Raw genomic sequence first — 14,189 nt, forward strand, 5'->3', positions numbered from 1 at the left:
TCCTCCACTTGCGGCAATCCCGGCGGGCTTGCAGTTGCGGAACTGATATTCCATTTTGGGCCAAGATCAATCCGATTTTGTGGAGAATCGGCAAGGCGGGGCGGACTCTCGGCAGAATTCGGCAAGACTTTTAGCAGGAAGCAGGCGTCGATTTAGAACGTATATTCTATTGTTTTATTCATGAGAGCGTAAAACCTGTGCCGGGCGGGTGGAGAGTGGGCGTAGCACGAAGACTAAGCTGGCAAGCAAGGTGGCTGCAATGCCGCCAAGCACGATGGCGAGGGCCGAGCCGGGCTCAAACGCATAGGGGCTGTCCATCACGAAGCGCATCACCACCCAGCCCGCCAAGCCGCCAGCGATGATGGCGACAATGCCAGCGGCGGCTCCCATCATCGCGGCTCGGAGGGCGAAGCTGAGCAGGATGCGGGCGCGCGAGGCGCCTAAGACTTTCAACACGGCAGCTTCATAGATGCGGGCGCGCTCACCCGAGGCGGCTGCGCCGATCAGCACGACGAAGCCTGTCAGGAGCGTGGCCATGGCGGCGATGGTGGTGGCTTTTGCGATGGCGGTGAGGGCTTCGGTGACGCGACCGATAGCAGCTTTGACGCCAATCGCGGTGATGTTGGGGAAAGCGGTGGCTATTTCGCGCAGGATCGCGGCCTCGGCACCGGGGTCGGCGTAGACGGTGGCGATGTCAGTATGGGGTGCGCCTGCGACGGCATCGGGGTCGAGGGTGAGGACGAAACCGATGCCTGCGTTGGAGAAATCGACCACGCGGAAGCTGGTGATGGTTGCTAAGATGTCGCGGCCGAGGATGTTGATGGTGAGTTGGTCGCAGAGTTTGAGGCCAAGCTCCTCGGCCTCCTCGGCGGCGAAGGAGATTTGCGGCGGGCCTTGGTAGTAGGCGGGCCACCATGTGCCTGCGGTCAGTTTGGTAGCGGCGGGCTGGGCGGCGGCATAGGTGATGCCGCGGTCGCCTGCGAGCACCCAGTGATCGCCTGCGACTGTGCGGGCGTCTTGGCCGTTGATCTGGGTGATGATGCCGCGCAGCATGGGGGCGGACTCGACTTTGCTGACGGCGGGGTTGGCGGCGAGGATACTGCGGAAGTCGTCGATTTGGTCGGGTTGGATATCAACGAAAAAGAAAGATGGGGCGCGGGTGGGCAAGTCGCGGGAGATCGCGGCGCGCAGGTTGGCGTCGATTTGGCCGACGGCGGCGAGGACGGTGAGGCCCAAGCCAAGGGCGAGGACAACTTGCATGGTCTCAGCGCGGGGTGCTCCGATAGAGGCTAGGGCGGCGCGGAGTGCGACTTTGCCTCGGAGTGCGGTTAGGCGGGCGGCGCGGCGCGCGAGGCGGACCAGCGCCCAAGCGGTTGCGGCGAGGACGACGAGGGCTGCGAAGACGCCGCCTGCGGTGCCGAGAGCTAGGTTTCGGGTGCCGGATAGCCCGACGGCGCCACCGATCAGCAAGGCTGCGAGGGCGAGCATGGCTAGGGCATAACGGGCGCGGGGCCAGCCGCCGGATAGGCCGCCACGATAGAGGGCAGCGGCGCGGACTTGCTCGCTGCGGGCGAGCGGCCAGAGCGCGAACAGGAAGGCGGAGGTTACGCCGTAGAATGCGGCTTCGATTATGGGGCGAGGGCAGAGGGCGATTTGGGCAGGGAATGGCAGGGCGGATTGGATTTGTTCGGCGAAGGCTAGGGGGGTGGCGATGCCCAAGGTTAGGCCGAGGGCGACGCCTAGGGTGACGAGGACGGCGATCTGGATGAGGTAGGTTTGGAAGATCAGGCCGCCGGTTGCGCCGAGCGTACGAAGGGTGGCGATGGTGGCTATCTTGGACTCGAGGTAGGATCGGACCGCGGCGGCGACACCTACGCCACCGACGGCCAACCCTGCGAGTCCGACGAGGATCAGGAACGCGCCGATGCGTTCGACAAACCGGGCGACGCCGGGTGCGGCTTTGCGGCTGTCGCTCCACCGCAGGCCGGAGTTGCGGAATTTTGTTTCGGCTTCGGTTTGCAGAGCGGCGAGATCGGCGTTTGTGGGCAGCAGAAGGCGGTATGACGAGTCGAACAATGTGCCGGGTTCCAGCAGCCCGGATTGCGCAAGGGCTTTGGTTTTCACGATGGTGCGGGGGGCTAAGGCGAAACCGCCGGTGGCGCTGTCTGGTTCGCGCAGGATGCGGCCTTGCAGGATGAACTCTTGCTCGCCCAGTTTGAAACGGTCGCCTAACGCCAAGCCGATCTGGTCGGCTAAGATGCCGTCCATCACAGCCCCGGGCAGATCGGTGGTGGAAAGGGCGGTGGCGAGTTCGCCGGTTTCCAACTGCACGGAGCCGAGCAGCGGATAGTTATCGTCCACCGCCTTCACTTGGGTCAGCACATGCGCATCGCCCGCGACGACCATTGAGCGGAAATCGACAATCTCGGAGGTTTTCGCAGCGATCTGATCGAGAAAAGCGCGTTCTTCCGGGGTGGCGAAGCGGTAGGTGAACTCAACCTGCGCATCACCGCCGAGCAGGACCGCTCCTTGATCGGTCAACCCCGCCTCAATCGCGGAACGCACCATGCCTACGCCCGCAATAGCGGCGACACCGAGCGCAAGGCAGGCGAGAAACACCCAGAAGCCGCGCAGGCCGCCGCGTAGTTCTGCGCGCGCGATGCGTGCCGCAAGTTTTAGGCTCATGCGACAGCCCCGGCGATGCGGTCGGCGGCGGTGTGGTCGGAGATGCGGCCATCAACCAAGCGCACTATGCGGCTACAGCGGGCGGCGAGTTCTGGGGCATGTGTGACCAATACCAGCGTCGCGCCGTGGCGGTCGCGCAGGTCAAAGATCAAATCCATGATCGCGGCACCGTTGACGCTGTCGAGATTACCGGTCGGCTCATCGGCAAGCAGGATCGCAGGGCGCGGGGCTGCGGCACGGGCAAGCGCCACACGTTGCTGCTCACCGCCGGAAAGCTGCGCCGGATAATGCTGCATCCGAGTCGACAGACCGACTGCATCAAGTTCGTCGCGGGCGCGGGTGTAGGCGTCGGCGTGTCCGGCGATTTCCATCGGCAGCGCGACATTCTCCAGCGCAGTCATCGTCGGGATCAGGTGGAACGATTGGAACACCACGCCCATCCGGCCACGCCGAAACTTCGAAAGGCCGTCTTCATCAAGGCCGGTGATGTCTTGGCCCAAAGCCTCAACCCGGCCCTTCGTGACCCGCTCCAGCCCACCCATCAGCATCAGTAACGAAGATTTGCCCGACCCCGACGGGCCAACCAGCCCAAGGCTCTCGCCACGGGCTACGCTGAGCGTTATGCCTTTCAGAATATCGACCGCGCCTGCATTGCCAGCCAAGGTCAGCCACGCGTCTTGCAACGCTAGAACGGTTTCAGTCATGTCTTACTCTCTACTGCCTCGCTTGACATATGCGCCGCTGCGCGCGTTCCGCAATGTCACGGCGGCGATAATTCTGCTGGTTTCTCCGGTATATGCCGAAACGACCGTGCTGGCCCTGGGCGATAGCCTGACGGCAGGCTATGGATTGCCAACCGATCAGGGCTTTGTGCCTCAATTACAGGCATGGCTTGCGGCGAAGGGCACGGATGTGCAGATTTTGAACGCTGGGGTGTCGGGGGATACCACGGCGGGCGGGCTGTCGCGCACCGATTGGTCGCTGACGCCCGAAGTCGATGCGGTGATCGTAAATTTGGGTGGTAATGACATGCTGCGCGGGATTGATCCGGCCACCAGCCGCGCCAATCTGGATGCGATTTTGGCCAAGGTTCAGGCGCGCGGGTTGCCGGTGTTGTTGGTGTCTTTGCGCGCGCCGGGGAATTATGGCGAGGCTTTTAAAACCAATTTCGATGCGATGTATCCTGATCTGGCGACAAAATATGGCGCGCTACTGGCCGAGAACTATTTCTTTCCGGTGATCAATCAGCAAACCCGATTGCTGGACCCGGAATATATGCAGGCCGATGGCATTCATCCAAATGCCAAGGGTGTGGCGAAGATTTTGGAGGCGGTGGGGCCGAAGGTGCAGGAGTTGCTGGCGCGGGTCACGCCCTAATCCGCTTGCGCCCGGCCTCGCTTCAGTGAAACTGCGGCGAAATTGCCGGAGTTGCGCATGACACTTCTCACTGACTTAACGGCCGCGCTTGGCGCCGCCCATGTAATCATCGGCACCGATCTGGAGCGGTATCGCTCGGATTGGACGACGCATTACACGTCTAATCCGATCGCTGCGGTGCGCCCGGGATCGACGGCCGAGGTGGTGCAGGTGATGCATATTGCTGCGCAGCATGGTGTGGCAGTGGTGCCGGTGTCGGGACGCACCGGGCTGGTTGGCGGTCATATGACCGACGGCGGTTTGATGCTGTCGGTGGAGCGTTTGAACCGTATTCGGGAGGTGAAGGCAGGCGCGCGGATTGCGATTGTCGAGGCTGGCGTGGTGCTGGACCGTCTGCACGAGGCTGCAGAGGCCGAGGGGCTGTACTTCCCGCTGTGGTTTGGCGCGCGGGGATCGGCGATGATCGGCGGCGTGCTTTCGACCAATGCCGGCGGGTCAAACGTGTTGCGTTATGGCTCTACGCGGGCGTTGTGTCTGGGGTTGGAAGTTGTATTGCCGGATGGCCGCGTCCTGAACCTGATGAGCCAGTTGCACAAGGATAACTCGGGCTACGATCTGAAAAACCTTTTCATCGGGGCCGAGGGCACGCTGGGGGTGATCACGGCGGCAGTGATGAAACTCGTTCCAAGACCGCGCGCTTATGCGACCGCGACGCTTTCGGCACGATCATTGCCGGACGCGTTGAAGCTGCTGAACCGCTTGCAGGTTGTCTCGGGCGGCTTGGTGGAAGCGTTTGAATACATGCCGGAAACCTACATGCGGCGCTTGGCTGAAGCACGGCCAGACATTCGCCAGCCGTTCTCTCCAAGGCAGGCGGTGAACATTCTGGTGGAACTTGGCAGCACGCGGCCTGCGGATGCGGCGGCGGATGCAGATGGGGTTTTGCCCTTGGCTGCGATGCTACAAGACGTGCTAGAGGTCATGCTCGCCGAGGGGCTGATCCTCGATGCTGAGATCGCAGCATCCGAGGCGCAGCGCCGTACAATGTGGCAACGTCGTGAGCTGGCGGCAGAAATCACCGTGGCGCGGCAGCCGACGATTGACACGGACATTTGCCTGCCGATCGATGCGGTGGCTACGTTCTTTGAGCGTATCCATGCGCGGCTGCCCAGTCTCGATCCGGGGGCGGAGACGTTGTCGGTGGCGCATCTCGGCGACGGCAATATCCACTTCACGGTGTTCAGCACGGACGATAGTGCTGCGTTGTATGACCGCGTTGTGGAGGCCGTGGAAGATGAAGTGCAGGCGTTGGGCGGCAGTTTCTCGGCAGAGCATGGCGTGGGGTTGTCGAAGCTGGCCTCAATGCGGCGGCGGAAAGACCCGGTGGCCTTGGACGTGATGCGCCGCGTGAAGGCGGCGCTGGACCCGGATGGGCGGATGAATCCGGGCAAGGTTATACCTGCAGTTTGATCTGTAAAGGGAGCCACCGATGGCCCCATCGAGGGGCCACACGGCGGCGCTGCCGGTGGATGATTGTTGTAGGCTGGTATTGTGGAGTGCCGGTATCGCCAAGGGCGATGTCGTTGAAGGCTGTATCGCGGGGATGAGTTGAGAGTTTCGCATACCCGCGCGGAGCTGCGACGTTGAAAATTTTGCCGGCGCTGGCGGCTTACCGTGGCAACGCCGTTGCGTGGCCTCTCGATGGGCCCAAGACGGCACCCCCGTTTCAGGTTGCAGATGATATGGACTTCGCCGCGCGGCGTCGTTAGCGATAGCGCGACATCTTCGGAAAGCCTGCCTTGTCCGCCCTAACCCTGATTTACCGCCTGCCCGCGCTGCGCCTGATCTTTCTGGCGCTGTTGCTGTTGGGGGCGCATAACGCCTCGGTTTATCCCTACCAGTCCCTGATCGCGATTGAGCGGATTGGACTAAGCAAGCCCGTGTTTGCGCTGGTGTTGGTGCTGGCCTCGATCACCGCTGTGACCGCATCGGTGTTACTCGGCATCCTTGGCGATCAGCGCGGTAATCGGCGGCGGATTGCTTTGCTGGCTACAAGCGCGAGCTTGATCGGGCTGCTGATGATGATTGTTTTTCCCGGAAAAATCAGCCTGATCCTGTGCCACGGCGTTTTGCTGCCTGTCGCGTCTAGCCTGTACGGACAGTTGTTCGCGCTGGCGCGGCTCGCCACTCCAAACGGCCAAAGTCGCGACTCGGTGCAAGCGGCGTTGCGGTCTGCGATGTCGCTGAGTTTTCTGGCAATGTTGGTGTTCTGGACCTTTGGTTTTGCCGCCGATATCGACGTGATGGCGATCTATCTCAGCGCGGGGCTGGCGAGTTTTGGATTGGTGCTGCTGATCTATTCCAGTTGGCCGAAAGATGGCGCGTCGGACTGGGCAGATCAGCGTTCCGGCTTGAACTTTGCGCAGGCGTTCAAGGAAATCGCACATCCGACTATTCTGATGCGTCTGCTGTTGCTTGGGGCGATCAGTGCCAGCGGCATCCTCTATATGGTGCTTATTTCGCTAATCTTTGAAGACTCACCGGTGCGGGATGCGTCGGATGTGGCGCTGTATGTCGGGCTGGTTGCGGGCTGGGAAGTGCCATGTTTGCTGCTGTTGTCGCGCTTGGTCAGCCGGGTGCGCAGGTCTACGTTGCTGGCGGTGGGATCCGCGGTTTATACGCTGCATCTGTTGGCGTTGCCGATCTTGTCCGACAGTGCTTGGATCTGGGTGATGCCGCTTATTGCGGGTATCGGCGGCACGGCAATCATCAGTCTGCCGATCAGCTATTATCAGGATCTGATGCACAGCCGTCCCGGCACGGCGGGGGCGATGTTGGCGCTGCAAAAGCTGGTGTCGGATATGTTGGCAGCGGCGGCATTTGCGATTGGCACTGCTGTGGGCGGCTATGAAACCGTGGCGATCATCGGCACTGCGCTGGCGTTGCTGGGGGCAGCGGGACTGCTTTGGGTCGACCGCAAGCAAGCGCGGCCGACTTAAACGGTGGTGGTCTCACCGCGCAGCCAAAGCTGATTACCTTGCAGCACAGCGAGGCCAGCAATCGGCGTTTCACACGATCCGTCCAAACAGGTCATAAATGCCCGTTCGACGCCAAGTTGTAGGCCCGTTGACGGAGACCTCACCCGCGACACTTACGCCTTTCAACCAATGCCTGCGAGGCCGCGCTTGACACGCGGTCACAGGTGATGGACGCAGGGGCGCTAACGGAGGCCCCTATGACCAAACTGATGCTGCGCGCCCTTGCGGGCGAGACGTTGCCGACCCCGCCGATCTGGATGATGCGTCAGGCGGGGCGCTATCTACCCGAATATCGCGCGACGCGGGCGCAGGCGGGAGACTTTCTGTCGCTGTGCTATAATCCGGAGCTTGCGGCCGAAGTGACATTACAGCCGATCCGCCGTTATGGCTTTGATGCGGCCATTTTGTTTGCCGATATTTTGTTGCTGCCGCAGGCGTTAGGGGCGGATCTTTGGTTCGAGACTGGCGAGGGGCCAAGGCTTTCCACGATCACCACGATGGCGGGTGTGCAGGCGTTGAAACCGCGCGAGGCGATCCACGACACGCTTGCGCCGATCTATGAAACCGTGCGGATTCTGGCGCGGGAATTGCCAGCGGAAACGACTTTGATCGGCTTTGCGGGCGCACCGTGGACGGTGGCGACCTATATGATCGCAGGTCGAGGCAGCAAGGATCAGGGGGCTGCCCATGCGTTGAAGGCCGCCGACCGCGCGACATTTTCGGCGTTGATTGAGGTGATTACCGAGGCCACCATCGACTATCTGTCGGCTCAGGTGCAGGCGGGGGCGGAAGTGGTGAAGCTGTTTGACAGCTGGGCCGGGTCGCTGAAAGGCGAAGATTTTACCGATTTCGCGGTGAAACCGACTGCCCGCATTATCTCGGCGTTGAAGGCCAAGCATCCCGGGCTGCCGGTGATCGCGTTTCCGCGAGAAGCTGGGGCGGGATATATCGGCTTTGCGGCGGCGACGGGGGCGGATTGCGTGGCGATTGATAACTCGGTCAGCCCGGAATGGGCAGCGGCGCATGTGCAAACGGGTGGCTGCGTGCAGGGCAACCTGTCGCCGACGCATATGGTGACGGGCGGGCAAGCGTTGGTGGATGCGACCCGGCGGGTGGTGGATGCTTTCATGGCCGGGCCCCATATTTTCAATCTCGGCCATGGGATCACATCGGATGCAAATCCGGACAATGTCGCGCTGATGGTGGAAACAGTGCGGGGCTGACGCCGATCACATTTTAGGTCACGGACATTGACTTAACCGTCCTCCGCGGCAAAAGTCCGGCCAACTGATCGGGAGGACTGGTGTGGAGTGGAATAGTGTTCTGGCGACGCGCAATGCGAGGATGAAAGCCTCGGAAATTCGTGAGCTTTTGAAGCTGCTGGATCAGCCCGACATTATCTCTTTCGCAGGCGGCATTCCTGACCCGGCTTTGTTTCCGACCGAAGCGTTTCGCGATGCGTTTTCGGCGGCTTTGAGTGGGCCGAAAGCCGGAGCTGCGCTGCAATATTCGGTATCTGAGGGCTACAAGCCGCTGCGAGATTGGATCGTGGCAGAGATGGGCAAAATCGGGGTGCCTTGCACGGCAGATAACGTGCTGATCACCTCTGGTTCGCAGCAAGCGCTTGATTATCTAGCGAAATTGATGATCTCGCCGAATGATACCGTGCTGGTGGGTTGGCCGACTTATCTTGGCGCATTGGGGGCGTTTAACGCTTATGAGCCGACTTATGATCGTCTGGACGCCAACACCAACCGCCGTGCTGCTGACTTTGTGATGAAGGCAGAGGCTGCGGGTGGTCGGGTCAAGTTCGCCTATTTGTCGGTAGATTTCGCCAATCCGACTGGCGAAACCATGCTGCGTTCCGCCCGCGAAGCTGTGATTGATCTGGCCGATGAGATGGACATCGCCGTGGTCGAGGATGCCGCGTATCAAACGCTGCGCTTTGACGGTGAGGCTATTCCGCCGATTTTGGCGCTGGAGATCGCCCGCAAAGGTTCGATTGAGGAGTGTCGCACGCTTTACTGTGGCAGTTTCTCCAAATCACTGGCTCCCGGTTTGCGGGTGGGCTGGGTTTGCGGGCCGTCAGAAGTGATTTCGCGGCTGGTCCTGATGAAGCAGGCGGCTGATTTGCATTCGGCTACGACCAATCAGATCGTCACGCATCATGTTGCAAGCACGCAATTTGACAGCCACGTGGCCAGACTGCGCACAATATATCAGGGGCGCCGCGACCATCTGCTGAAGGCGCTGGCGCGGGAGATGCCAGAGGGCGTCAGTTGGACCAAGCCAGAGGGTGGCATGTTTGTTTGGATGACGCTACCAGAGCGGATGGATGGCGCTGACTTGTTGGCGCAGTCGTTGGAAACTGAGCGTGTGGCGTTTGTGCCGGGACGCGCGTTTTTTGCGGACGGCAGCAACGGCAATACCATACGGCTGTCGTTTTCCTGTGCGAATGAAGCGGCTATTGATGAAGGCATGAAGCGACTCGGTCGGTTGATCCGCGCGCAAGCATGAGCGGTCATTGGAGGTCAGCAATTCTGGCCGTAAAAGGTTTGTGGGTATGAGTGGTTCTTGGCTATGAGCTTGCTTTGGGTGTTTGCGGCGCTGATTGGCTCGGTGGGTCAGGTGGCGCGCAATGCGATGCAATCGAGCCTGACGCGGCAAATCGGCACCGTGGGCGCAACGCAGGTGCGGTTTCTATTTGGCCTGCCGTTCGCGCTGCTGTTCTTGGTGATTGTGACGCTTGCCACAGGTGAAGCTATACCAGTGCCCGGTCTGACCAGTTTGGCTTTCACCGTCGCAGGGGCTTTGGCGCAGATTGCGGCCACCGCCTTGATGCTGGTGATGATGAAGTCGCAAAGCTTTGCGGTGACAACGGCTTGGCTGAAGACCGAGCCGGTTATTGTCGCGATTGCGGCGGCGCTGATCTTGCGCGATCCGATCAGCCTGCCGGTGCTGGCGGCCATCATTATTGCCAGCGCGGGCGTGATGCTGATGTCTATCAAACCCGGTATGCCGGTGTGGCAATTGGGCCGCCCGGTGCTGATCGGGCTTTTGGCGGGCGGATTGTTTGGTGCATCAGCTATCGGATTTCGCGGCGGCATCACCCATCTGGAGAGCGGCGGGTTTTTGATCCGTGCAACATCGACGCTGGCGTTAAACCTCGCCATCCAAACCACGACATTGTTGATCTGGATGGGTATTTTCAACCGAGCCGCACTTTACGGATCATTTTCGGTCTGGCGCAGTTCGTTGTTCGCAGGCTTCCTTGGCGCATTCGCCTCGCAGTTCTGGTTCATTGGATTTGCGTTAACCTCAGCTGCCAACGTTCGCACCTTGGCGCTGGTTGAGGTGATTTTCGCCACTGCCGTTTCACGCTACGCCTTTAAACAACCTGTCAGCACACGCCAGATCATCGGCATGTCGGTGATTGTGCTGGGCGTTGGGCTGCTGTTACGGCTGCAGGCTTAGGTCCATTTCGCAATCGGCGGCAGGCTCATCAGCACTGCATTGGCGTCATGACCGGATTCGAGGCCGAACTTGGTGCCGCGATCATAGACCAAGTTGTATTCGGCGTAGAGACCACGATGGATCAGTTGAGCCTCGCGGTCCGCCTCTGACCATGAGGTGTCGATGCGACGTTCGGTGATCGGCATGAAGGCTGGCAGGAAGGCGCGGCCGACGTCTTGTGTCAGCGCGAAATCGGCGGCCCAGTCGCCGGTATTCAGATCATCGTAGAAAATCCCACCGACACCACGGGCGCGGTTGCGGTGCGGGATGTAGAAGTATTCGTCCGCCCAAGCCTTGAATTTCGCATAGTAGTCGGGACTATGTGCGTCGCAGGCAGATTGCATTGCGGCGTGAAAATGCGCGGTATCCTCGGGGTATTCCAAGCATGGATTGAGATCGGAGCCGCCACCAAACCAGCACGCATGTGGCGTCCAGAACATCCGTGTGTTCATATGTACGGCGGGGCAATGCGGGTTGGTCATATGGGCAACAAGGCTGATGCCGCTGGCCCAAAACCGTGGATCGCTGTCCATTCCCGGCACACCACGCGCGGCCATCGCATTTTGCGCCCGAGTGCCAAGCACACCGTGGACTTCCGAGACGTTAACGCCAACCTTTTCAAACACCGCACCGCCACGCAACACTGTCATCAAGCCACCGCCGCCATCGGCTCGGGAGGTGGGTGTCACTTCAAACCGGGTGCCATTGCCTCGGCGGTTTTCGATATCCTCAAAGGCCGCGACGATCTCATCGCGTAAAGTGCGGAACCATTTGGCCGCTTGCGCTTTTCTATGCGTGAAGTCTTCTGCTGTTAAATCGTCTGACATGCCCCGGCCTTTTGCTTGGAAATCCGCCATCTTGCGCCCTGATATGGCATATCAAGCCGATAAGCTTATAGTAAAGTCAGCATCCCATTTGAGAGTCTGCCATGAAACGCATCATCCTTCCTGCCCTGCTTCTTTTGACCGCCTGTGGCACGCCGCAAGAGAATTGCATAAGCGGAGCGACGCGGGACATGCGGGTGGTGGATCGTTTGATCGCCAAATCTGAGGCTAATCTAGAGCGCGGCTATGGCTATGAAACTGTGACACTAACGCGCACGGCTTGGCGGCAATGTGGCTATGATGGCTATGATGGCTATCGAGGCGATAGGAGTGACAAGGGCGGGAGACACGGCAGGCATGGCATGGGCCCCAGAATGTGTTTCGATGATGTGGATTATACCGAGCAACGGCCAGTGGCGATTGATCTAAGGGCAGAGGCAGCAAAGCTGGCCGGTCTGAAAGCCAAACGCGCGGCGCAGGCCAAAGCTGCGAGCCCGGCGATCAAGCAGTGTAGGGCGCAATACCCGGAATAAGTGTCAGCGGGTGCGAATGGGATAAGACGCGCGCGTTACCCGAAAGGCTTTGTCGGTGCCGATTTCTTCGACTTGCTTGAAGAGTGTAACGAGCAACTTTTCGTAAGGCAGATGCCGATTGGAAACCATCCAAAGGCTACCGGAAGGTGCTAAACCCTTTTGCGCCGCTTGAATAAACCCCATTCCCAGCCCTGCATCGGCTTCGCGGGTGTTGTGAAAGGGGGGGTTCATCACCACCGTGTCCCACAGCTTCGCGGTTTTGTAAGTGGTTGCATCTGCCCAGAAAAATTTTGCGCGCGGATCGGTAATGTTGGCGCGGGCGCAGGTTAAAGCTTCGGCTTCAGCCTCGATCAGGTCGAGCTCTTTCACGCCATCCCGCTCCAGAATTGCGCGTGACAGGTAGCCCCAACCCGCACCAAAATCGGCGACCCGATTGCCAAGCTTGGCAGGCAAGGCTGCGGCTAACAGTATAGAGCCCCGGTCAGGGCCATCGGCTGAGAATACTGCCGGCAAGGTTTGGAAGCCGCCCTCAATCAGCAATGGCTTAGCAGCCCATTCAGCCAAAGCAGCACTCGGTTTGACCACGGCCAGCTTGCCATGCGCTTTCGACAATGCCTCGCCCACCTCTAGCCCCAAAACTTTGCAATCTTTTAGCAAAGACTCCACGCCATCGGTCTTTTGGCCATCGACCACGATGATTTGGGTGTTAATCGCATCGGCCATCAATGCGCGGGCTTCGGCTTTGGCACGCGGGACGCAGACGATGGCAACGCTGCCTGTGCCTTCCATCCGGTAGCCCTGAGCCTCAAAATAATCATGATCAGGTTTGAAGCCGGTTTTCACCACAACCCGGTCGTGCGGCAGCGCAGACAGATCATCCCCGGCGCGAGGCCGCAGCACAATAATATCGCCCGACGCAGGCAACACCAAAGCGCCGCTTTGCAGCGCCAATTCCAACCGGGCAGAGCGCATAAAAGCCGCCTATCTATTTTACGAAGACTATTCTTTTTCCATCGTGCATTGCAGCGGGTGCTGGTGACGCCGCGCGAAATCCATTACCTGCGCTACTTTGGTCTCGGCGATCTCGTAAGAGAACACCCCGACCACTGCCAGACCTTTTTTGTGAACCGCCAACATAATCTCAAAACTCTGCGCATGGTTCAGGCCGAAAAATCGTTCGAGAATATGCACGACAAATTCCATCGGCGTGTAATCATCGTTGAGAAGCATCACCTTATACAGCGGTGGTCGCTCGGTCTTCGACTTGGTTTTGGTCAGAATAGAGGTATCATTGCCGGGGCCACTAGGCTCATCGGACATCGTGGGATCAGTGGACATCGTAGAAGTAGCCGGGCCAGCAATGAGTTTCACGCGGATAAGCTCCGTTTGGCAGATTCGAAATTTCGGTTGCACTGCTCCAATATAGCGCATTTCTGCCTTGCGAAAAGACCCTGAGCTTGAATGATATGCGCGGCGGAGGATGGAATGCTGACAACGATAGGTTTTGACGCGGATGACACGCTTTGGCAGAACGAAAGTTTCTTTCGGCTGACGCAGGATCGCTTCACCAATCTGCTGGCCGACTACGCCGAAGCCGACGCTTTGCATGATCAGCTTATCGCAGCAGAGCGGCGCAATTTGGGACATTACGGCTTTGGCGTCAAAGGCTTCACGCTGTCGATGATCGAAACTGCGATTGAGATTACTGAAGGGCGGGTGCCCTCGCTGGTGATTGCCGAGATCATGGCGGCGGGGCGTGAAATGCTGGAGCATCCGATTGAGCTGCTGCCACATGCCTATGCGACGGTGAAAGCCTTGGCGGCTAGTCACCGGGTGGTGCTTATCACCAAGGGTGATTTGCTGGATCAGGAACGCAAGCTGGCGCAATCGGGCTTGGGTGATTTGTTCCACGCGGTTGAGATCGTGTCGGATAAGACGGCGAAAGCCTACTCGGCGATTTTCGCCCGTCATGGCACTGGCGCGGATCAGGCGCTGATGGTCGGTAACTCGCTGAAATCGGATGTGATTCCTGCGCTGGCTGCGGGAGCGTATGGGGTGCATATCCCGCACGGTTTGACTTGGGCGCTGGAACACGCCGATGCCCCAACGGGGGAGCACCGGTTCCACCACCTAAACCACCTTGGCGAACTGCCCGATCTTGTGGAGATTCTGCGGGAGACACACAATGTATAGCGTGCAAGCAGATATTTCGGCATATA

14 protein-coding genes and 1 pseudogene are annotated in these 14,189 nt (G+C 59.8%); 9 read left to right on the forward strand and 6 right to left on the reverse strand.

Translation table 11 applies throughout. The features are described from left to right. Positions 1–174 precede the first annotated feature (174 nt). Positions 175–2,685 carry an FtsX-like permease family protein gene (locus JWS10_RS11085; protein WP_299507333.1) on the reverse strand — a complete coding sequence of 837 codons (2,511 nt, stop codon included), beginning with the start codon at positions 2,683–2,685 and terminating at the stop codon, positions 175–177. Continuing rightward, positions 2,682–3,389, reverse strand: a complete 708-nt coding sequence (locus tag JWS10_RS11090) for an ATP-binding cassette domain-containing protein (protein ID WP_299477033.1) — start codon at positions 3,387–3,389, stop codon at positions 2,682–2,684. Before JWS10_RS11090 ends, JWS10_RS11085 begins: the two co-directional genes overlap by 4 nt. Between JWS10_RS11090 and JWS10_RS11095 the strand changes: the two genes are divergently transcribed. The 4 genes from JWS10_RS11095 to JWS10_RS11110 all read left to right on the forward strand — a co-directional run bounded on the left by JWS10_RS11095 (position 3,388) and on the right by JWS10_RS11110 (position 7,061). After that, positions 3,388–4,062 (forward strand): arylesterase, encoded by a 675-nt coding sequence (locus tag JWS10_RS11095; RefSeq protein ID WP_299507336.1) that lies wholly within the window; start codon positions 3,388–3,390, stop codon positions 4,060–4,062. The two genes, JWS10_RS11090 and JWS10_RS11095, sit on opposite strands and share 2 nt — an antisense overlap. Before the next feature lie 57 nt (positions 4,063–4,119). Further along, on the forward strand, positions 4,120–5,532 hold the full coding sequence (locus JWS10_RS11100; protein ID WP_299507338.1) for an FAD-binding oxidoreductase: 1,413 nt from the start codon (positions 4,120–4,122) through the stop codon (positions 5,530–5,532). A 19-nt stretch (positions 5,533–5,551) separates the two neighbouring features. Further along, positions 5,552–5,674, forward strand: coding sequence for a hypothetical protein (locus JWS10_RS11105; RefSeq protein ID WP_299507340.1), 123 nt, complete (start codon positions 5,552–5,554; stop codon positions 5,672–5,674). Between the two features lie 187 nt (positions 5,675–5,861). Next, entirely contained in the window at positions 5,862–7,061 is a 1,200-nt protein-coding gene (locus JWS10_RS11110) for an MFS transporter (protein WP_299507342.1), read from the forward strand. 11 nt (positions 7,062–7,072) lie between these two features. Here JWS10_RS11110 and JWS10_RS11115 read toward each other — a convergent pair. After that, positions 7,073–7,189, reverse strand: a pseudogene (locus JWS10_RS11115) (hydroxymethylbilane synthase); the annotation flags it as partial. A gap of 108 nt (positions 7,190–7,297) precedes the next feature. Between JWS10_RS11115 and hemE the strand changes: the two are divergent. The 3 genes from hemE (at position 7,298) to JWS10_RS11130 (ending at position 10,574) form a co-directional block, all read left to right on the forward strand. Continuing rightward, on the forward strand, positions 7,298–8,323 hold the full coding sequence (hemE, locus tag JWS10_RS11120) for a uroporphyrinogen decarboxylase (protein ID WP_299507345.1): 1,026 nt from the start codon (positions 7,298–7,300) through the stop codon (positions 8,321–8,323). 82 nt (positions 8,324–8,405) lie between these two features. Then, positions 8,406–9,617, forward strand: a complete 1,212-nt coding sequence (locus JWS10_RS11125; protein ID WP_299507348.1) for a PLP-dependent aminotransferase family protein — start codon at positions 8,406–8,408, stop codon at positions 9,615–9,617. Positions 9,618–9,680: 63 nt separating this feature from the next. Beyond that, positions 9,681–10,574: a DMT family transporter gene (locus JWS10_RS11130; protein ID WP_299478629.1), complete on the forward strand. Its 894-nt coding sequence runs from the start codon at positions 9,681–9,683 to the stop codon at positions 10,572–10,574. On the opposite strand, the gene hemF is transcribed toward JWS10_RS11130, so the two are convergent. Then, positions 10,571–11,440: an oxygen-dependent coproporphyrinogen oxidase gene (gene hemF / locus JWS10_RS11135; RefSeq protein ID WP_299507350.1), complete on the reverse strand. Its 870-nt coding sequence runs from the start codon at positions 11,438–11,440 to the stop codon at positions 10,571–10,573. The genes JWS10_RS11130 and hemF overlap by 4 nt on opposite strands. 101 nt (positions 11,441–11,541) lie before the next feature. Between hemF and JWS10_RS11140 the strand changes: the two genes are divergently transcribed. After that, entirely contained in the window at positions 11,542–11,970 is a 429-nt protein-coding gene (locus JWS10_RS11140; RefSeq protein WP_299507352.1) for a hypothetical protein, read from the forward strand. Between the two features lie 3 nt (positions 11,971–11,973). On the opposite strand, the gene JWS10_RS11145 is transcribed toward JWS10_RS11140, so the two are convergent. Both JWS10_RS11145 and clpS read right to left on the reverse strand, forming a co-directional pair. Then, positions 11,974–12,942, reverse strand: a complete 969-nt coding sequence (locus tag JWS10_RS11145) for a methyltransferase (RefSeq protein ID WP_299507354.1) — start codon at positions 12,940–12,942, stop codon at positions 11,974–11,976. A 27-nt stretch (positions 12,943–12,969) separates the two neighbouring features. After that, a complete protein-coding gene (gene clpS / locus JWS10_RS11150) occupies positions 12,970–13,290 on the reverse strand; it encodes an ATP-dependent Clp protease adapter ClpS (protein WP_299507427.1) in 321 nt (106 codons plus the stop codon). 165 nt (positions 13,291–13,455) lie between these two features. Between clpS and JWS10_RS11155 the strand changes: the two genes are divergently transcribed. Further along, positions 13,456–14,163: an HAD family hydrolase gene (locus JWS10_RS11155; protein ID WP_299507356.1), complete on the forward strand. Its 708-nt coding sequence runs from the start codon at positions 13,456–13,458 to the stop codon at positions 14,161–14,163. The last annotated feature ends 26 nt before the right edge of the window (positions 14,164–14,189 follow it).

Origin of the sequence: Cypionkella sp. (genome assembly GCF_028290025.1) — a bacterium.
GTDB lineage: Bacteria > Pseudomonadota > Alphaproteobacteria > Rhodobacterales > Rhodobacteraceae > Cypionkella.

Bases quoted from the DNA above. Each gene is read 5' to 3' on its own strand.
- JWS10_RS11090 (WP_299477033.1), bottom strand. From the start codon at position 3,389: ATGACTGAAACCGTTCTAGCGTTGCAAGACGCGTGGCTGACCTTGGCT.
- JWS10_RS11100 (WP_299507338.1), top strand. From the start codon at position 4,120: ATGACACTTCTCACTGACTTAACGGCCGCGCTTGGCGCCGCCCATGTA.
- hemE (WP_299507345.1), top strand. From the start codon at position 7,298: ATGACCAAACTGATGCTGCGCGCCCTTGCGGGCGAGACGTTGCCGACC.
- hemF (WP_299507350.1), bottom strand. From the start codon at position 11,440: ATGTCAGACGATTTAACAGCAGAAGACTTCACGCATAGAAAAGCGCAA.
- JWS10_RS11095 (WP_299507336.1), top strand. From the start codon at position 3,388: ATGTCTTACTCTCTACTGCCTCGCTTGACATATGCGCCGCTGCGCGCG.
- clpS (WP_299507427.1), bottom strand. From the start codon at position 13,290: ATGTCCGATGAGCCTAGTGGCCCCGGCAATGATACCTCTATTCTGACC.
- JWS10_RS11105 (WP_299507340.1), top strand. From the start codon at position 5,552: ATGGCCCCATCGAGGGGCCACACGGCGGCGCTGCCGGTGGATGATTGT.
- JWS10_RS11085 (WP_299507333.1), bottom strand. From the start codon at position 2,685: ATGAGCCTAAAACTTGCGGCACGCATCGCGCGCGCAGAACTACGCGGC.
- JWS10_RS11130 (WP_299478629.1), top strand. From the start codon at position 9,681: ATGAGCTTGCTTTGGGTGTTTGCGGCGCTGATTGGCTCGGTGGGTCAG.
- JWS10_RS11145 (WP_299507354.1), bottom strand. From the start codon at position 12,942: ATGCGCTCTGCCCGGTTGGAATTGGCGCTGCAAAGCGGCGCTTTGGTG.
- JWS10_RS11140 (WP_299507352.1), top strand. From the start codon at position 11,542: ATGAAACGCATCATCCTTCCTGCCCTGCTTCTTTTGACCGCCTGTGGC.
- JWS10_RS11155 (WP_299507356.1), top strand. From the start codon at position 13,456: ATGCTGACAACGATAGGTTTTGACGCGGATGACACGCTTTGGCAGAAC.